This is a genomic window from Streptomyces sp. NPDC102437 (assembly GCF_044765565.1).
GTDB lineage: Bacteria > Actinomycetota > Actinomycetes > Streptomycetales > Streptomycetaceae > Streptomyces.
Genome location: NZ_JBIWKI010000034.1, coordinates 53,617 through 71,873, shown reverse-complemented (window position 1 = coordinate 71,873; position 18,257 = coordinate 53,617). Strand labels below are relative to the sequence as shown.

Annotated in this window: 13 protein-coding genes and 1 pseudogene; 10 read left to right on the top strand and 4 right to left on the bottom strand. The window is 71.2% G+C overall.

Annotated elements, in window-relative coordinates; translation table 11 throughout:
* Window positions 1-256: 256 nt before the first annotated feature.
* On the bottom strand, window positions 257-820 hold the full coding sequence (locus tag ACIRJP_RS32190) for a carboxymuconolactone decarboxylase family protein (RefSeq protein ID WP_404181779.1): 564 nt from the start codon (window positions 818-820) through the stop codon (window positions 257-259).
* Window positions 821-968: 148 nt separating this feature from the next.
* Here ACIRJP_RS32190 and ACIRJP_RS32185 point away from each other — a divergent pair, with 148 nt between their 5' ends.
* Together ACIRJP_RS32185 and ACIRJP_RS32180 are read left to right on the top strand one after the other, a co-directional pair.
* The gene (locus ACIRJP_RS32185; protein WP_404181776.1) at window positions 969-1,409 is read left to right on the top strand and encodes a PPOX class F420-dependent oxidoreductase; all 441 of its coding nucleotides are present in this window, start codon (window positions 969-971) and stop codon (window positions 1,407-1,409) included.
* A 99-nt stretch (window positions 1,410-1,508) separates the two neighbouring features.
* Window positions 1,509-2,750: an MBL fold metallo-hydrolase gene (locus ACIRJP_RS32180; protein ID WP_404181773.1), complete on the top strand. Its 1,242-nt coding sequence runs from the start codon at window positions 1,509-1,511 to the stop codon at window positions 2,748-2,750.
* Window positions 2,751-2,895: 145 nt separating this feature from the next.
* Here ACIRJP_RS32180 and ACIRJP_RS32175 read toward each other — a convergent pair.
* Window positions 2,896-3,872 (bottom strand): annotated as a pseudogene (locus tag ACIRJP_RS32175) (peptidase S8); the annotation flags it as partial.
* Window positions 3,873-4,183: 311 nt separating this feature from the next.
* Between ACIRJP_RS32175 and ACIRJP_RS32170 the strand changes: the two are divergent.
* From ACIRJP_RS32170 to ACIRJP_RS32135, 8 genes are all read left to right on the top strand, one after another.
* A complete protein-coding gene (locus ACIRJP_RS32170; RefSeq protein WP_404181770.1) occupies window positions 4,184-7,585 on the top strand; it encodes a PQQ-binding-like beta-propeller repeat protein in 3,402 nt (1,133 codons plus the stop codon).
* A 73-nt stretch (window positions 7,586-7,658) separates the two neighbouring features.
* Window positions 7,659-8,948 carry a hypothetical protein gene (locus tag ACIRJP_RS32165; protein ID WP_404181767.1) on the top strand — a complete coding sequence of 430 codons (1,290 nt, stop codon included), beginning with the start codon at window positions 7,659-7,661 and terminating at the stop codon, window positions 8,946-8,948.
* Window positions 8,945-9,139, top strand: coding sequence for a hypothetical protein (locus tag ACIRJP_RS32160; RefSeq protein WP_404181764.1), 195 nt, complete (start codon window positions 8,945-8,947; stop codon window positions 9,137-9,139). The genes ACIRJP_RS32165 and ACIRJP_RS32160 overlap by 4 nt, the downstream gene beginning before the upstream one ends.
* Window positions 9,140-9,539: 400 nt before the next feature.
* Window positions 9,540-11,534: an ATP-binding protein gene (locus ACIRJP_RS32155; RefSeq protein ID WP_404181761.1), complete on the top strand. Its 1,995-nt coding sequence runs from the start codon at window positions 9,540-9,542 to the stop codon at window positions 11,532-11,534.
* A 7-nt stretch (window positions 11,535-11,541) separates the two neighbouring features.
* Window positions 11,542-11,976 carry a roadblock/LC7 domain-containing protein gene (locus ACIRJP_RS32150; protein ID WP_358952012.1) on the top strand — a complete coding sequence of 145 codons (435 nt, stop codon included), beginning with the start codon at window positions 11,542-11,544 and terminating at the stop codon, window positions 11,974-11,976.
* Window positions 11,977-11,978: 2 nt separating this feature from the next.
* Window positions 11,979-12,350 carry a DUF742 domain-containing protein gene (locus tag ACIRJP_RS32145; protein ID WP_404181757.1) on the top strand — a complete coding sequence of 124 codons (372 nt, stop codon included), beginning with the start codon at window positions 11,979-11,981 and terminating at the stop codon, window positions 12,348-12,350.
* A 361-nt stretch (window positions 12,351-12,711) separates the two neighbouring features.
* Window positions 12,712-13,284: a GTP-binding protein gene (locus ACIRJP_RS32140; protein ID WP_404181754.1), complete on the top strand. Its 573-nt coding sequence runs from the start codon at window positions 12,712-12,714 to the stop codon at window positions 13,282-13,284.
* Window positions 13,285-13,304: 20 nt separating this feature from the next.
* On the top strand, window positions 13,305-13,868 hold the full coding sequence (locus ACIRJP_RS32135; protein WP_404181785.1) for a GAF domain-containing protein: 564 nt from the start codon (window positions 13,305-13,307) through the stop codon (window positions 13,866-13,868).
* A gap of 12 nt (window positions 13,869-13,880) precedes the next feature.
* Here the strand turns inward: ACIRJP_RS32135 and ACIRJP_RS32130 are convergent, their stop codons facing one another.
* Both ACIRJP_RS32130 and ACIRJP_RS32125 read right to left on the bottom strand, forming a co-directional pair.
* Window positions 13,881-15,791 (bottom strand): DUF2264 domain-containing protein, encoded by a 1,911-nt coding sequence (locus ACIRJP_RS32130; RefSeq protein WP_404181751.1) that lies wholly within the window; start codon window positions 15,789-15,791, stop codon window positions 13,881-13,883.
* 24 nt (window positions 15,792-15,815) lie between these two features.
* Window positions 15,816-18,242, bottom strand: a complete 2,427-nt coding sequence (locus ACIRJP_RS32125; RefSeq protein ID WP_404181748.1) for a polysaccharide lyase 8 family protein — start codon at window positions 18,240-18,242, stop codon at window positions 15,816-15,818.
* Between the last annotated feature and the right edge of the window lie 15 nt (window positions 18,243-18,257).

The window sequence follows — 18,257 nt, the reverse complement described above, 5'->3', positions numbered from 1 at the left end:
CGGATGAGACGGACACTCGGACTCCTAGCCCGGGAGAGGGTATTCATCGCCTACCGGATGAAAGTCCTCAAAGCAGGCAGAGACAGAAGTCGCATCCCGGAATAAGTCTGGGTAAACGCCCTCTCAGGGGGTGTTGAGGCGAGAAATGTCAGGAACATGGCGGAATGGGGCCAGGTGTGCGATGACGGGTAGCTGCCATGGCAACTACCCGCCGCATGGGCCGAACCCGGGCGGAAGTACCGGCCGGGTTGCCGGGTCAGCGGTTCGCGGGGCGTTCCACCTCGCACCGGTCCTTGAAGCCCTGACTGGTCAGGCCGAGAGCGGAATTCGTCCGGGAGCGCATGTTCTCCACCGCGACCATCGTCGTGAGCTCCACGAACGCCGCATCGCCGAGCGCGGCCCGCAGCCGCTGTGCCGGCTCGTCGCCGACCTCCGGCGGAGTGACGCTCATCGCCTCCGCATACTCCATGACGTCACGCTCCAGCGGGGTGTACACCTCGCTCTCCCGCCACGTCGGCACATCGCGCAGCTTGCGCGGGTCCATGCCGTGCCGGTGGTTCTCCCAGTAGCCGAAGTCCATGCACCAGCTGCAGCCGATGGTGGCCGCCGACGCCATCACGGCCAGCGCCTTGAGCTGAGGGTCCAGCTTCTTCCAGCGGCCCGCCGACAGCTCGAACCGGGCAGTGGCCCACAGCACGCCGGTGTGGTGGGCGGCGGCCCGAAGCGGATCGATGACCTTGCCGTACGTCCGGTTCGAGTACCACGACACGGCGCGGAACAGCAGAGTACGGGGCGGGTCGAGCGGGATTCGGGCGGTCATGGCCGGTCTCCTTCGGTACGGCTCCGGTGCCCCGGGGCGGTGCCACGGGGCCGATTGCACCGATGCGACGGACGAGGGGTACCCGGATGTGACATCGCTTTCCGGGCGAATGCGGAATCCTGCGGCGGGTACGCACGTTGGACCCGGCATGACGGGATTCGAGGCAAAGCAGGAAGCGCTGCTGGGGCTGCTGGCCGAGGAGAGCGGCGGAGTGCTCGTGACACTCAAGCGGGACGGCAGGCCCCAGCTGTCCAATGTCAACCACTTCTACTACCCCCAGGAGCGGATCGTCCGCGTCTCGATCACCGACGACCGGGCGAAGACGAGGAACCTGCGCCGCGACCCCCGGGCGAGCTACCACGTCACCAGCGCCGACCGATGGGCGTGGACGGTCGCGGACGCCACCGCCGAGCTGTCCCCGGTCGCCGCCGATCCGCACGACGCGACGGTGGAGGAGCTCGTCGCGCTCTACCGCGACGTCCAGGGCGAACACCCCGACTGGGACGACTACCGCAGTGCCATGGTCCGGGACCGGCGCATCGTGCTGCGGCTGCGCATCGAGCACGTGTACGGGCAGCCGCGTGGCTGACGCGGCCCGGTCCGGCCGGTGTTCCCCCGGACTCTCCGATCTCGCACCGTCGTACCCCCCGCCCACAATGAGACGACACCGACTTCTCCAGGAGATGATGTGACCGGCGCCGACCCCCTGCCTCCGCTCCGCACCCGGCTGCGCTCGCTGCGCCCCGCCGCATTCGGCGCGGACCCGGGCGGTGCCCGCATGGAGCGCATCCGCCGCTCGCCCAACTTCGCCGACGGGGTCTTCCAGAACCCGGCGGGGGCGCGGACCAGGCCGTCCGGATCGGCCCTGGAGTTCGCCAAGGTCTACTTCCGCAAGGAGGAGCGGGCACGCAGGGCACCGGCCGGCACCGTGCCCGTCCACGCCACCACCTACGCGGACCTCGCCGAGCCGCCCGCCACGGGGCTGCGGCTCACCTGGATGGGCCATTCCAGTGTGCTCGCCGAGATCGACGGCCGACGGGTGCTCTTCGACCCGGTCTGGGGCGAGCGCTGTTCCCCCTTCGCCTTCGCCGGGCCCAAGCGGCTGCACCCCGTCCCGCTGCCGCTCGCCGCGCTCGGGCCGGTGGACGCGGTGGTGATCTCGCACGACCACTACGACCACCTCGACCTCCCGACGATCCGGGCCCTGGCCGGCACGGACACGGTGTTCGCCGTCCCGCTGGGCGTCGGCGCCCACCTGGAGCGGTGGGGCGTGTCCACCGACCGGATGCGCGAACTGGACTGGAACGAGACCACGAACGTCGCCGGGATCAGGCTGACCGCCACCCCGGCGCGCCATTTCTGCGGCCGGGGGCTGCGCAACCAGCAGCACACGCTCTGGGCGTCCTGGGTCGTCACCGGCCCCGAGCACCGGATCTACCACAGCGGCGACACCGGCTATTTCCCCGGTTTCAAGGACATCGGCGCCGAGCACGGCCCGTTCGACGCGACGATGATCCAGATCGGTGCGTACTCCCAGTACTGGCCCGAGAACCACACCGACACCACTCCGCTCCCCGGAGCGTGGCCGGACATCCACATGACGCCTGCCGAGGGCGTGGAAGCCCACCTCGACCTGCAAGGACGCAAGCCCCACGGCGTGCTGCTGCCGATCCACTGGGGAACGTTCAGCCTGGCCTTCCACGCCTGGGCCGAACCGGGCGAGTGGACGATGGACGCCGCCGCCGGGGCAGGGCAGCCGATCGCCGTCCCCCGGCCGGGCGAACCCTTCGAGCCCGCGGGAACGCTTCCCCTCGATCCCTGGTGGCGATCCGTGGCCGCTCCGCTCCGGCACCCCTGGCGCCGCGGTGAGGCAACGGGCGTTTCCCGGGGCCAGGACAAACGCGATCTCGATCTCGCGGGTGAGCGGTGACCCGGGGCAGGACGAGAGCCGCCGAGCCGACGGAGGCCGAATCGACGAGCGGCGCGGTCTCCCGGTCCAGGGAGAGACGGCGCCGTCCTGTCATTCGGGGCAGCGCCGTGTACGGCTCACCCCATGGCCCGGTGGCCGGAGCGCGTCACTTCACGCCGACCGCCCGGATGATCTCCTGGGTGACCCGGCCGCCCCGGTCGTCGCCGGCGGATGCGCGCAGCGAGACGAACTGCGCGTCGACGGGCACCTTCAGGGTGCCGCGCCAGGCGGCCTTGTGCCCGTCGCGGTCCAGGCCCACGGACGTCCAGGTCCGGCCGTCGTCGTACGACACCTGGAGGGTGCCGTTGCCGATGGCCCCGGTGTCCGGCGCGCCCTTGACGTACTCGGAGTAGATCCCGACGGGCAGGTGCCGCCCGGCGCGGACGTTGCCCGCGAGGTCGGTGTCGACATCGAAGCCGAGGTTGAGCAGCGGAAGCACCGTCCACTTGTCGGCGGGCGTCTCGGCGGACTTGAAGGTCCACTCGGAGTGGCCCTTCGTGGACAGCTTCCAGCGCTCCGGGCCGAGCGCGGTGTCGGTGACTACCCTGTAGGTGCGCTCGGCCGGATCGGCTTTCCGCGCGTACCCGGCCGAGCCGGTGCGCCGGTCGACGCGCGTCCCGTCGACGTAGACCTCGGTGGTCTGCTTGACGGACGTGTCGTTCCACACGTCGCCGAATCCGGTGTGGTCGGGGCCGGAGTCGCCCCAGCCGGGGGTGTCGAACTGAAGGTCGTTCCCGGCCCGCTGCCGGCCCCAGGCGAGCCAGGGGTGCCAGACCGGCTTGAACCAGTCGACCTCACTGCGGGTGCCGCCCCGGTAGGTGACCAGCCCGCTGCGCTCCTCGATGCCGCGGGGCACGGCGATCACGGACTCGTGCCACTTCTGGCCGGGCCCGTGGAGACGTAGGCGGTGCGCTCGGCCGGGTAGTCGATGCGCTCCAGGAAGCCGACGCCGATTCGGAAAGTGTCGGTGATGGAGTAGCGGAACTCGCCGCCCCGGGCGGGGTTCACCGCGTGGAACTTGTTGTCCAGCCGGGCGGGTTCGCTCTTCTTCGAACCGGATGGACGACACAAGTTCCGCCCAGGTCAGTGCACTTGGCGGGCGGGCCGGTGGATTGCGGGAGTTCCGCCCGAGGGGCGGCCTGCTGGTGGAGTTGTGGATGCGGAAGGTGGCTGCACCCGGCCGGTGGCGGTCGTCGGACCACTCCACGGAGCGGTCGTCACAGGGCGGCACGCACAGGCCCTGGCGCTGCGCGGGGTCGAGCCCGTGTTCCCGACGCCGGGCGGCGCCGCCATGGATGTCCTCCTACGCCCTCGCATGAATTTCCGTGGGCCCTTCGATGAAGATCGCTCTTTCCCGATCGGCAAGCTGTCCGGTCGAACTAGCCTCCTGGCCCATGAGATTTCTAAGCAAAGCGGCTGGTCTAGGCCTTGCGCTGCTTTACCTGATCCTGGGCTTCTGTGCCCAGCCCGCTGCGGCGCATGTGTCGCCGCAGCACGGCGAACTCGTCATCTACACCAAGAACGACGTCACGAGCGGGCGGCTGATCATTCACCGTGACGTGGTGTCACCGCAGAATGCCGGCGCCTGGGCCTCGAACCTGCTGAGTGCCTCAGCTTGCCCCGTCACCGGCTCCGGCGTCGCCGGAGACTCGGGCGGCGTCCCCGGCGGGGTCGTGGTCGAGCTGGCGTGGAACTGCCACGTCGACAAGCTCGACCTGAGCGCGATGCTGAAGGACGGCGGGCTGACCCAGGTCGTCGCCGAGTTCGACGGCACCACGGCCAATGCCAACGCACAGACCCCCGTTGTCGACGCATCGGGCGCCCACACGCTCCCCGCCTTCCCGTGGGCGGCGGTGTCACTCGGCGTCGCGCTGGTCGCCGCGCTACTGCTCGCGGTGTGGCAGATCCGCACCGGACGACTCCGGCCAGCCCGACCGGCCACCAAGGCCGGCGTCAGCCGTAAACCGGTGAAGCTGGCCACCATCGGCGTGGTGGCGCTGTCCTGCCTGGCCCCTCAGGTGGCAACGGCCGCGCCGCTCGCGCAGGCGGCAGCGGCGACAGCGAACACGGTCACTGGCACGGTCTTCAAGGACACCAACGGCAACGGCGAGCACGACGCGGGCGAGACTCCGATGCCCGGGGTCGATGTCACGGACGGCTCCGTCTGGACGACGACCGGCCCCGACGGCTCGTACAGCCTGCAGATGGACCCGACCCGCCGGGAGACCGACCTCGTCAGCGTCGTCTCTCCGAACGGCTACACCCCGGCACTGCGTGAGGACTACGTCCCGCAGTTCTTCCACAGGGTTCCGGAGGACGGCGGCTCCGGCATCGACTTCGCCCTCGTGCCGGACGAGAACGCTGCCGACCCCCGCGAGAAGTGGGTGATGACCTCCGACATCGAGGTGTCCAACACCTCGGACGGCGCGGCACGTTCCACCCTGCCGCAGTGGACCGGGCAGGTCGAGACGATGTCCGAGGTCGACGGCGCCACCATGGCCATCGCGACCGGTGACAACACCGTGACCGACTACGCGGACGAGCCGCGCCGCCAGGCCGGTTACGACATCCTGCGCAAGGGCCTGGCCGACGGCGGGCTCGGCATGCCCTTCTACCCCGTCGTCGGCAACCACGACGTCGGCGGCACCGCCACCTCGCAGGGCTACGGCGGCAGCCTGGAGTACTACCGCCGCAACCTCGGCCCCGAGTGGTACAGCTTCGACCGCAACGGCCGACACATCGTCGTCCTCGAGGACAACTACGACTCCAGCGGCCTGAAGCCGCAGCTGGAGTGGTTGCGCGAGGACCTCAGGCGCCACGCGGCCGGCAAGCAGGTGCTCGTCTTCGCACACCGGTCCCTGTTCACAGTGTGGGGACCCGGCGCCGGCATGCAGCCTACTGTCGACGAGCTGTCCAAGTACGATGTGCGACTCTTCGCCGCGGGCCACAACCAGCAGGCCGAGTACCGCCGTGGTGCTTTCGACCGCTCGGTCGAGGTCAACAACCAGGGTACCTACGGCATCGACGGTTCCCACCCGGACTTCAAGATCCTCGACTTCAAGGGGATCTACGACGATCCGAGGACAGGGCGGAACGAGGACACCGGTTATGTCATGGGCACCCACCGCCAGTTCGACGTCCACGACGCGGTCGCGCTGGTCAGTCCCGCCCAGGGCAGTGTGCACGGCAACAGCGCCGGAATCCCGATCGAGCTGTACGCCGAGGACGCCGGGCGCACCCCTGCCACGGCCTCGTTGACCATTCGCGACTCCCGCGGCCACATCCGCTGGCACAAGGACCGGATGGGGTTCGGCGCCAAGGCCCGCAGGACCGGTGTCGAGAACTGCTACGAGGCCCCGGGCGGTGCCACCGAGCCCTGCCCGGCCGCCCGGACCTCCTGGACCCGGGCCGGCGGCAGCCTCCCCGGCATGAAGCCGGGCACCTACACGGCCGCGATGACCGCGGTCGACACCGGGGGCAAGGCGTGGCCCACCGTCACCAACACCTTCACGGTGAAGCCCGAGGGCAGGATCGTCGCGCCGAGGACCGGTCAGGACTGGCTGCGTCAGGGCCGCGACGAGGCGGGCCGCTCCGACAGCGGCGACAACCCCGGCACCGAGCTCGACCTGCAGTGGGCGGCCAACACCGGCGAGCAGTTCAACCTCAACGGTTCGGTCGTCGTGGACGGCAAGGTGATCGTCTCCTCCAGGGCGTTCGACTCGCCGCACCACATGATGCTGGCCTACGACATCGAGTCCGGCCGCGAGATCTGGCGCACCTATCTGGACGGTGACGCCGAGTCGGTACCGGCCTACCACGACGGCAAGGTCTACATGACGACCGCCGTCGGCCGGATCTACGCGCTGGACGCCGAGAACGGCCATGTCGTCTGGCAGAAGATCGAGGACGAACAGCAGCACGGCGAGACCGTGCGCCGGTACGGCCGGGCCGGTGGCCCGGTCACTGTCTTCGACCTGAAGGCCGAACCGCGCACGGTAGCCGTCTACCAGAACTGGGACAGGATCGAGTGCCGTGACGCCAGGACCGGCGACCTGCTGGGCGGCTTCGGGGGAGCGGCGAGCTGGGGCCAGTTCCACAGCACGGCTGTCCGGCAGCCCGGCTCCGACATCGCCTACCTGCACAGCGGATCCAGCAACACGGTGGTCGCCATGGACCTCGTCGGATGCCGCCAGCTGTGGGCGAAGGACACCAACGGCGACATCGCCAGTCACTCCTCCCCGGCCCTGACCGACCCGGCCACGGGCACCCCACAGCTGGTGACGATGACGAACAGCGGCGTCCGCGGGCACGACCTCAGCACCGGTGAGGTGCTGTGGCAGGCCCGGCTGGGCGGCGGCAGCGCGTGCGAGCCCGGCCCGCCCCCGCTGACCAGCCCCGCGATCTGGGGCAGCACCGCCTACGTCGCCGGCCGTGACGGCGTCATCCGCGCCTACGACACCGGCGCGGCCCACCCGGCCGAGCCGATCTGGGAGACCGAGGTCGGCTACCAGCCCGGCAGGAGTCCGCTGGACGACAAGTGGAACGTCGCCAAGGGATGCACCGAGGGCCCCGGATCGCCCACCGCGCACGCTCTGGTCACCAAGGACCTGGTGTACGCGGGTACCCGCGACGGCCGCCTGGTCGTCCTGGAACGCACCACCGGCAAGCTGCTGACCGAGTACAACCTGGGCGCCGGTGTGGCCTCGGCGCTCTCCGTCAGCGGTGACTACGTCTTCGCTCTCACCGACGACGGCACGCTCCACGCCCTGGCCGCCCGCCACCTGCGCGAGCGCTGATCCACCGTCCGCGAGTCGCCTCCCCGCCCGGGGAGGCGACTCGTGGCGCTCCACTCCCGACGGGACCATCACAGTGCACACCCTCCGCACCACCCGCACCCTCGCCGCTTGTTTCCTGCTGATCGGCCTGGCTGCCGCACTGACACTGCTCGGCGCCGCAGGCACGGCCGAGGCACACCCCTTCGGCACCCCGCCGGTCGCCCAGGTCAATGCCGACGGCCGTAGCGTCGAGATCACCTGGTCCGCCCAGCAGGACGACCTGGACGTCCTGCGCAAGGCGGCCGAGGGGGACGAGGCGGCCTATATCGGCTCGCACATCACCGTGCGCCAGGACGGACGCGAGTGCCCACCGGGCAAGGCGGACACCCTGCAGCTCGCGAGCAGGGGCGCAGCGGTGCGCTACCGCTGCCCCGAACCCGTGCACACGATCGCCCTCACCATCACCGCGCTGACCGACGTCAACCGCGCCTACCGCACCATCTCGGTGACGGAGAAGGGCGGCGGCGGCCTGCACACGGCGAGCGCCCCCACCCATACCCTGACCCTCGGCGGAGCCGACAGCTCCGCCACCGCGTCCGCGGCGACGACGACCGTGTGGACCACAGACCTTGCGGCACTGCTGGACCACGGAGCCGCACTGCCACTGGCACTTCTCGTCTCGGCGGCGGTGGGTGCCTTCCACGCCTGTGCTCCCGGTCACGGGAAGTCACTCGTGGCCGGGTACCTCGTAGGCGGCCGGGGCAGGGCACGGGACGCACTGTGGCTCGGCGCCATCGTGGCGGTCATGCACACGGCATCGGTCACCGCACTCGCCCTGGGCTGGTGGCTCGCCGCCCAGCACGCACCTGACGTCGCCGCGGTGACGAACTGGCTGCAGTTGATCGCGGCCCTGGTCGTGGTCGTCGTGGGCGTCGGCCTGCTCCGGCGTCACCTGATCAACCGGAAGCACGGCCACAGCCATGGTCACCACCACGGACACGGCCATGATCACCACCATGACCACAGCCACCACATCCCGGCGTCCACGTCCTTGCTCACCTGGCGCGGCATCCTGCTGCTCGGCACTTCCGGCGGCCTGCTCCCCTCCCCGTCGGCATTCCTCGTGCTCCTCGGCGGACTGCTGACGGGCCGGGTCGGCGCGGCCGTCGCGATGGTGGTGGCGTTCGGCGCCGGCATGGCGCTGACCCTGACCGGCGTCGGCCTTGCGGTACTACGCGGTCGCGACGTGTTCCTGGCCCGCGCGGCGGCCTCGTCCGCGCTGCGCGCGTGGGGCAACCGCGTCCCGTTCGTCGCTGCCTGGGCCGTCGTCATCGGCGGCACCGTGGCAGCGGTCGTCGCCACCGGAGAAGTCCTCGCATCGTGACCCGGGACCACGAGCCGGACCCGCCGATCCTCACGGCCAGGATCACCGCCCTGCTCAGCAGGACGGCTCCGCACCCCGCGGTGTTCGGTGCGGCGCGGCCCAGCTGCGGCGCGCGTACCTCCTCCGACGTCATGACGCTCACGGTCGAGGACGTGGAGCCGGGAGACGCGGCGCTGCTGCGGTCGGCCTGAGGGCCGCCGTCGTCCGCGGGATCACCCCTCCCGTGGGGCGAGCGCACGGGACGGCATGACATCAGACGGCCGGGTCCGTCCGGCACGACCGGACGGACCCAGCCGTTTCGTGTGGTCATGGGCTCATTCCGATCGGCCATTCGGGTGTCGGTCGACCAGGTGTCAATGCGGAGTAATCGGCCTCTTGTGCGAGTGGTCATACCAGAGCGGGACGGATGGCGGGCAAGTTCGACAACTGCCCGCCGCACCCGCTTGTTTGACGACTACCGTGTGTGGCCGGTGATCAACGCTGGGCTCATGACTTTCGAGCCTGCCCGACCGATGAACCGAGCCTGACCGACCACCGTAGGTGCCACCGCATGAACGCCGATTCCTGGTGCCCCACGTACCGAGGACACTGATGTCTCAACTTCGCGCGCCCGAAGCGCGACCGGAACGCCGAGAGGGTGGACGGCACGGCCGACCCGGTGCCCGTACCCACTCGGCCACGGGCAGGCCGCGCGCCGCCCAGCCGTCCCCCGAAGCGCGTATACGCCCCCAACTCCTGCGCACGGCGGTGCTGCCGACCGTCGTGGCGGTACTGAGCGGAGCCGCAGCGGTCATCTTCACCGCCCGCTCCACCGGAGCCCGTCTCTCCGGCGAACTCTGGATCGCGCTGGGCTCCGCCGGAACCCTGGCGCTCGCCGCGGTGCTGGCCGCGTACCTAGCCACCAACCGCGTCGCCACCACCGTCTTCGGCCGCTGTCTGGCGCTCCGCCGTGCCAGCGCCCAGGGCCAGGCCGAACTGCAGCGGGTGCTGGAACAGCTCCGCAACGGCGAACCGGTGCCCGCCCGCAAGCCCACACAGCCCTCCGCTCCGGGCAGCGACGGCTTCGAGCTGCTCGCCCAGGAACTCGGCCGCCAGCAGGAAGCCGCCGTGGCTGCGGTCGTCCAGGCGTCCCGGCTCTTCGACCACTCCGGCGAGGAACAGAAGGTCGAGGTCTTCGTCAATCTCGCCCGCCGGCTGCAGTCGCTGGTGCATCGCGAGATCCAGCTGCTCGACGAGCTGGAGCACGAGGTCGAGGACCCCGACCTGCTCAAGGGCCTCTTCCACGTCGACCATCTCGCCACCCGCATCCGCAGGCACGCCGAGAACCTCGCCGTCCTCGGCGGCGCCGTCTCCCGGCGCCAGTGGAGCAACCCGGTCACCATGACCGAGGTCCTGCGCTCGGCGATCGCCGAGGTCGAGCAGTATCCACGGGTCAAGCTCGTGCCGCCGATCGCCGGCACCCTGCGCGGCCACGCCGTGGCGGACGTGATCCACCTGCTGGCCGAACTGGTGGAGAACGCAACCGTGTTCTCCGCCCCGCACACCCAAGTGCTGCTGCGCGCCCAGCAGGTCACCGCCGGACTGGCCCTGGAGGTGGAGGACCGGGGGCTCGGCATGCCGGGCAACGAACAGAAGCGGATGAACGCCCTGCTCGCCGACCCCGACCAGGTCAATGTGGCCCATCTGCTCCAGGACGGCCGGATCGGGCTGTTCGTCGTCGCATCGCTGGCCCGACGGCACGGCATTGCGGTCCGGCTGCAGAGCAACATCTACGGCGGCACACAGGCCGTACTCGTCCTCCCGCAGTCCCTGCTGGGCGCGGACGGGGACGCCCCGGCCGAGGGCGGCGCCGCCCCGGTGCCGCCCCCCGGCCCCGTACACCGTCCACCGGCCGAGGACGACAGGCCCGGCCACCACAGGCCGGCCCAGGCCCCGGGCCTGAACCCGAACCCGGCGCCGGCCGTGAGCCTGGACCCCGGTACGGGCACCGCACCGGGTCCGCAGGCGAACACCGTCCGCCAGCCCTACGTGCCCAGCCAGCCGCTGCGCCTGCACCAACCGCCCCAGCAGGCACAGGGCGACCAGGGCCGGGGCGAGGCCCCGCCGCTCCCGCTGCGCGCCGAGCGCCTGGACCGTACCGCCCCGGACGGGTCCACCCCTGCGATCCCGACCACGGACGACACCCTCGACGCCCGCCACGCCGAGCCCGCAGTGGTGCGCGGCACCATGGGCCGGCCCCGACTGCCCAGGCGCGCCAACCAGGAGCACCTGGTTCCGCAGCTGAGGGAGGCACCGGCCCCCCGCAGTGAGGACGAACAGGCACTGCACGACCCGGGACTCATGGCGGCCTTCCGGCGGGGCATCCAACTGGCCGAGGCCCGTAGCGAATCCGAGGCCGACACCGTCCCGGAGCCGGAAACGGGCCCCGGGACGGCGGCCGACCCGCAGACCTGGCAGCCCCGGGCCCCGCTCGAACCGCTGCCGGTACGCGGAGTCACCGCGACCGTCGCCCCGTATGCCTCGGGGCCTGCCCCGGACGCCGCTCCGGTCAGCGACCCTCTCGAAACGAACACCTCCAAGGAGTAGATGCACCATGGCGACCGATATGCCGTCCGGTCCGGCCTCGGACCTCGACTGGCTGCTGAGCGGGCTGGTCCAGCGCGTCCCGTACACACGCAGCGCGGTCCTCCTCTCCGCCGACGGGCTGGTGAAATCCCTTCATGGCATGGACGCCGACAGCGCCGACCACATGGCGGCGCTGGCCGCCGGCCTGTACTCGCTCGGCCGCAGCGCGGGAGCGCGCTTCGGCGACAGCGGCGAAGTACGGCAGGTGGTGGTCGAGCTCGACTCGACCCTGCTGTTCGTCTCCACCGCCGGGTCCGGCACCTGCCTCGCCGTCCTCGCCGGACGTGAGGCGGACGCGGCGGTGCTCGGCTACGAGATGACGATGCTGGTCAAGAGCGTCCGGCCCTACCTGATGACCCCGGTCAGACAAGCGGCCGGGTCGCCGGGCGCCACGGGGCTGTGAGGGTGTCGGTCCCGCAGGACGGGCCGCTGCTCGACGACGCGGCCGGCCGGCTGATTCGCCCGTACACCGTGAGCAACGGCCGGACCCGTCCCACGACCGTGCTCGACCTGCTCTCCCTGATCATGGCCACGGGGACCGAGCCGCAGATGCATCTCGGTCCCGAGCACTCCGTCGCCCTGGGGCTGTGCGGCGGTCCCACATCGGTGGCCGAGATCGCCGCCCATCTGCGGCTGCCCGCAGTCGTCACCAAGGTGCTCGTCTCCGACCTGGTCGACTGCGGGGCAGTGACCGCGCACCCACCCGCCTTCCATGACACGCCCACCGACCGATCTCTGCTGGAGGCAGTGCTCGATGGCTTACGACGACAGCTCTGAGGGCTTCGGCAGCTCTGCCGCGCACGAGAACAACGCAAGCCCCGAAGGCTTCGGAAGTCACGAAAGCCATGGAAGCCACGGAAGTCACAGCGGCTACGGCCAGTCCGAGGGCTATGGCAGCCCGGAGAGCTACGGGCACCCGGGGAACCACGGGCACCCGCGGAACCACGGGGATGCGCGCAGCTACGGGGATGCGCAGAGTTACGGAGACACGCAGGGCTATGGAGACACGCTGAACCACAGCAGCACGCAGGGCTATGGTGACGCGCGGAACCACCGCGGTACACGGGGCTACGCGGATGCTCCGGGCCACGATGCCGAGCCGGGCCCCGGCGGTCCCACGGGCTCAGAGGGGTTTCCCGTGGCACTCAAGGTGCTGGTGGCGGGCGGGTTCGGGGTCGGCAAGACGACGTTCGTCGGCGCGGTCAGCGAAATTGCACCGCTCAGCACGGAAGAGCTGCTGACCCAGGTCAGCGTCGCCACCGACAGCCTCGAAGGTATCGAGTCCAAGACCGCGACCACCGTGGCGATGGACTTCGGCCGCATCACCCTCGACGAGCAGCATGTGCTCTACCTGTTCGGCACCCCCGGCCAGGAACGCTTCTGGTTCATGTGGGACGAACTCTCCCAGGGAGCGCTCGGAGCGGTCGTGATCGCGGACACCCGCAGGCTCGCGGAGTGCTTCGCCGCCGTCGACTTCTTCGAGCGGCGCGGCATCGGATTCATCGTCGCGGTGAACGAGTTCGACGGCGCCTACCGCTACGCGCCCGAGGAGATCCGGGCCGCACTCGACCTGGGTCCGGACGTACCGGTGGTGCTCTGCGACGCCCGGATCGCCAGCTCGGGCACCGCGGCCCTGGTCACACTGGTCCAGCACCTGATCAACGCCACCTCGGCCGCGGCCCCGTTGGCCGGCTTCGGAGCCCACCCGTGATCCGGGACACCACCGGCCGCATGCTGCTCACGCCCGTCGACGGGGATGCCCTCGTCCGCACCCAGCGGCTGAGGACGCTCGGGCTCGGAGAGCGCCCCGACGCGTCGTTCGACAACTTCGACGCCTTCGCCGACCGGGTGGCCGAGGTGACCGAAGCGCCGTTCTCGATGGTCAACTTCATCGACGGCAACCGGCAGTTCTTCGCCGGCCTGCACACCCCGGGCGGAGCCCACAAGGGCTCCGACCTGGGCGCCGCGGCCGCGGGCAGCAGCCGCAGCGGCCGGTACGTGGCGCTCGACCGCGGCTACTGCCCGCATGTCGTCGTACGGCGCAAGGCGCTCGTCCTGGAGGACGTCTGCGACTACCCGCGGTTCGCCGGCAATCCGGTGGTCGACGAGATAGGCATCCGTTCCTATCTGGGCGCACCCCTGATCGACCGCACAGGGGTCGTCCTGGGTGCCGTCTGCGCGGTCGACACCGTGCCCCGCCCGTGGGGCAGGGCGGGGCTCGACACGATCAAGTCCCTGGCCATGGAACTCGTCGTCCACATCGACCAGCGGGAGGGCAACGGCATCGGAATCTGACTCCGGCAGCGGTCAGACCTCGACCGTCGTACCGTCCAGGAAGGTCAGCACCACCGAGTCGGCACCCGCACGCACCCGCACCGCGCCGCGCAGCGCCTCCGGATGCACGGCGTCCCGGGACAGGGCGACCAGCGAGACATGGATGCTCCGCCCGCCCGGGTGCGGCCCGCTGCGGAGGTACGGAATCGCCGAGTGCGGACCGTACGCGTTCGACTGGACATCACGTGCCACGGCCGCCCCTTCGATGCCGCCGTCCCAGCCGTGCAGCCCGATCAGGACGCTGCTCAGACCGTCGGCCGTACGGGCGAGTGCCCAGTCGGGACCCGACAGGGCGAACGGGCGCTCCGCATGGGCGACCGCGTGACCACCCTCCCGCACCACCACCCCCTCGGGCGCCTCGACCCGGTGCACCCGGAACTCCCACGGGCCGTGCAGCACACTCGTCGTCTCGATCCGGTACGGGTGATCGTCACCGGGCAGCCGGGCCGCGTACCAGGAGGCGGCGACACGTTCCTCGCAGCGCAACGGATGGATGCGGCGGCGCGGTGACGGGGTGCCGTCCGGTGCCAGGAGCGCCAGATGGCCGTCGATGGCGCGGGCCACGGCGTGCGGGGCGGCCTCGGGCGCCGTCGCCGTCGAGTACGCGAACCGGGCGTAGTGCGGATCTTCGGTGCCCTCGGACGGGTCGGCCGACTCGTCGTACGGCGGATTGTGGTCGCTGCCGTGGTTGATCAGCCGGACGATGCCGTCGTCACGGGTGCCGTGCAGCAGCCAGCCGGTGGCGGGCAGTGCGGTGTATTGGTCGGACTCCTCGACGGGCAGCGGGAGTTCGCGCGCCGTCCACACGGCGTGGTCGGCCGGCAGCAGCAGCCCGAGGAAGCCCTTGCTCGCCCAGTACGGCGAGGCGGGGCCGGAGTACGGCTGGGTGCTCGGCAGGAACGTGTCGTACCAGCCGAGCGTCAGCAGCCCGCGCTCGTCCGGCACACCGCGCTCCGCGAAGTGCCGCATCGTGCCGGAGGCGAGCCGGCGGGTGAGCCCCGGCGCCAGCGGGGTGCAGTCGGCCAGCGCCCCCATCCACACCGGCGCCAGCGCCGCGAACCGGTAGGTCAGCGAACGGCCCTGGTGGACCGGCGCGCCGTCGGAGCCGAAGAAGTGCTGATAGCCCTCCAGGAACCGGCTCAGCCGCTGCCGGTAGACCTCGGTCCTGCCACCGTCGTCGGCACCTGCCATCCGCGACCACAGCAGCGGGTACAGATGCATCGCCCAGCCGATGTAGTAGTCGAAGTTCCGGCCGTCCCCGTCGGTGTACCAGCCGTCACCGACGTACCAGTCCTCGATCCTGTCCAGGTTCGACTCGATGTCCGAGCGGCTGTACGGCGCGCCGACCGAGGCGAGGAACTGCTCGGACACCACCTGGAAGAGCCGCCAGTTGTTGTCCCAGGTCCGTCCGCCGACGAACCCGGAGAACCAGTCGACCACCCGCTCCTGCACCCGGGCGTCGAGCCGGTCCCAGATCCACGGCCGCGTCTCGTGCAGCGCCACCGCGACCGACGCCGCCTCCACCATCTGCTGCGAACAGTCCGTCAGCCTCGGCCACGCCTCCCCGCTCCCGGGGTCCGTGCCCGCGGCCAGCCCCGCCGTGTACCGCTCGATCAGCGCGGGGTCGACCGCCCCACCCGCGCCCGCGATCCGGCAGGCGGCGAGCAGGAACGACCTGGCGAACCCTTCGAGACCGTCCGAGACGACCCCCGACCAGCTGCCGCGGCCGGGCAGCCGGTACTGGGCGAAGCCGGGGGTCGCGTACGGCACCAGCGCATCGAGCATCCGGTCGGCGGTCGCCTCCCAGTGCGCCCGGGTCCAGCCGGTTCGTGACGACAGGAGCCGGTCGGGCGGCGGCAGTTGCAGATGCGGTGCGACGGACATGGTGGTGCTGCTCCTCGGGATGGGTTACTGGATGAGTTCGGCTAGGTGGGTGTGGCCGCGTGAGCCGCCGACGGCGACGGTGAGCACGGGCCTGCGGCCCGGCACGAGAGTCACCGAACCATCGGCCCGTGCCACCGACCGCACGGGGAAGGGGAGTTCGACCGTGAGCGTGGTGAGCGTCCGCCCCGGGTCGGCGACCGCTACCCGGACCTGTCCGCCCTGGCGCCGCACCAGCACCGACGCCGGACCCGACGCGGTGATCCCGGCGGCCGTTCCGGCGCCCCAGAAATTCACCGCGGTCAGCCCGGCCCAGCGCACCTCCACGGCCTGCGCGGTGGTGTCATTGGCCACGATCCGGACCGGCCGGGACCGCGACCACACCGCGGTCGACGCGGCCGACGCGCCCGGCAGCAGTACATAGGCGTAGTGGGCGTCGGTGGGGGAAGTGCCGTGGTCCGTCCAGAGCGTCAGGTAGCGGCGGGTGACGGGGGCGGTGCTGCCGCCCGTGTCCGCGCCCGTGTCGATGGCCCGCCAGGTGCCGGTGCGTTCCTCACGCAGGGCACGCAGGGCGGCTCCCTCCGGGAACACATAGCCGCCCACCGAGTCGACATGCGCCCACCGGGCCCGGCCGAACTCGCCGCTCCAGCCCTGTTCGACGGGGAGGCGGACACCGTCGACCAGCAGCCGGTGGCGTCCGTCCGTACCCAGGTTGCGGTTCTCCACGATCGTCTCGACCGGTCGGCCGTCGCTCGCCGTGATGCCCGCGCCGAGCGCGATCACCGCGTTGTCGAGCAGGAACCAGGACTTCCTGGACCGCAGGGTGGTGCCCTGGGCGCCGACCACCTCCATCGCGGCGGCCCCGTACCGGTCGTCCAGCACGGCTCCGCCCGCCACGGTGTTGGCCGGACGGTAGGTGGACGTACCCGCGCCGGTGCCGAGGTCGGTCCGCGGCCGGGTGTCGACCGTGGTGCCGGGGAGGCGGTACGGATCGACGGTGGGCCAGAAGCCGTCGTTGAACTGCCCGAGGTCGTCGCCGTCGTACAGATACGTCATGCCGTCGCCGGTGTACCAGCCATGCAGGTTCTCGCCGTTGCCCGCCTCGTACGCCGAGATCCGCTTCGACGACAGCGAGAGCGCGCAGGCCCAGCCGGGGCGGCGGTGCACGACGCGGTCCATGTCCGCGAAGACGTGGCTGCCGGTGGAGCGCGGTCCGGCCGGCACGGCGTTGTCGTTCAGGAGGGCCTTGGCCAGGGAGAGTTGGGGGATGGTCGCGAGCCCCTCGAAGGGGGTGGTGCGGTTGCGGGTCAGCCAGCCCTTGACCAGTGACCGCCAGCGCGACGCGTACTCGGCGGGCGCGCCGGACGCCAGCAGCAGGATCGCCGCCAGGGCCGTCGCACCGTCGCGGTGGTCACCGGCACGCTCCCGGGAGATCGCCCGGCCGCGCACCGAATCCATCATCAGCCCGTCGAAGACCACCGGGGCGAAGGTCCGCTCCACGGCGTCGTACATCACCGACACCTTCGGGTCGGCCACCGCCCACTCGGAGCCCGCCAGCAGAGCGAGCAGATACGCCGTGCCGCCCAGCAGCACGACGCCGTACGAACCGGTGTAGGCCACCACGTCGTGCTGGACGAACGAACCGTCCTCGTAGAACCCGTCACCCGAACTCGTGTATCGGAAAAGGCTGTTGCGGCCCGAGTCGCGTACGTCGGAGAGAGCGTCGCGGGCCGAGACGAGCTTGGCGGGGTCCTGCCCCAGAAGCCCGCGCAGCGCGACGATGACCGCCTTGTCGGTGCGGTTCGCCCCGGTCTCGGAGAGCGTGGGGGAGTTGGTACGGCGGTCCGCGTCCGGGCAGAACCGGTCGACGACCGCCAGATAATCCGCCAGATCGGCTGCCGGAAGCCGGTCGCGCAGGATGACGGAGCAGTCCATCAGCGCACGCGGGGCACCGATCTCCCAGAACCACCAGTTGCCGGTCTCGCGCCTGGCCGGGTTGTACGCGGTGTCGTGGGTGAAGCGCAGGGCGGCGACGAGGGCGTCCGCCACCTGCGTGGACCCGGCGAGGGAGGTGCCCCCGGTGGCCCAGGCGGTCGTGACGGTGCGCAGCCGGGTGTAGCTCTGGCCGAAATTGCCCGGGTCGGTGAGCGGTGCGAGGTCCGGCCAGAGCGCCGTGCGACCGGCGCTGCGGTCGAGGGTGTCCCAGAGCTCCGCGGCCGTGGTGTCCAGGGCCGCGACGGCGGTTGCGAAGTCGGGGTCGGCCGGGTCGAATCCGCCGCCGGTGAGCAGGGATTCGGCCCGCTGGAGCAGTGTGTCGAAGCCGGCGGTGGGTGCGGCTGTGGCTTCGCCGGATGCTTCCGCGACGGGCGAGGCGTGTGCCGCACCGGCCGGGGTCACGAGGGCGACGGCGGTGGCGCTGCTCGCCGCGAGCAGAGTGCGTCTGCTCAGGTTCACGGTGAACTCCCTTGT

Coding starts and splice junctions, on each gene's coding strand:
- ACIRJP_RS32190 (WP_404181779.1), bottom strand. CDS start 820: ATGACCGCCCGAATCCCGCTCGACCCGCCCCGTACTCTGCTGTTCCGC.
- ACIRJP_RS32150 (WP_358952012.1), top strand. CDS start 11,542: ATGGCGACCGATATGCCGTCCGGTCCGGCCTCGGACCTCGACTGGCTG.
- ACIRJP_RS32155 (WP_404181761.1), top strand. CDS start 9,540: ATGTCTCAACTTCGCGCGCCCGAAGCGCGACCGGAACGCCGAGAGGGT.
- ACIRJP_RS32185 (WP_404181776.1), top strand. CDS start 969: ATGACGGGATTCGAGGCAAAGCAGGAAGCGCTGCTGGGGCTGCTGGCC.
- ACIRJP_RS32170 (WP_404181770.1), top strand. CDS start 4,184: ATGAGATTTCTAAGCAAAGCGGCTGGTCTAGGCCTTGCGCTGCTTTAC.
- ACIRJP_RS32130 (WP_404181751.1), bottom strand. CDS start 15,791: ATGTCCGTCGCACCGCATCTGCAACTGCCGCCGCCCGACCGGCTCCTG.
- ACIRJP_RS32135 (WP_404181785.1), top strand. CDS start 13,305: ATGCTGCTCACGCCCGTCGACGGGGATGCCCTCGTCCGCACCCAGCGG.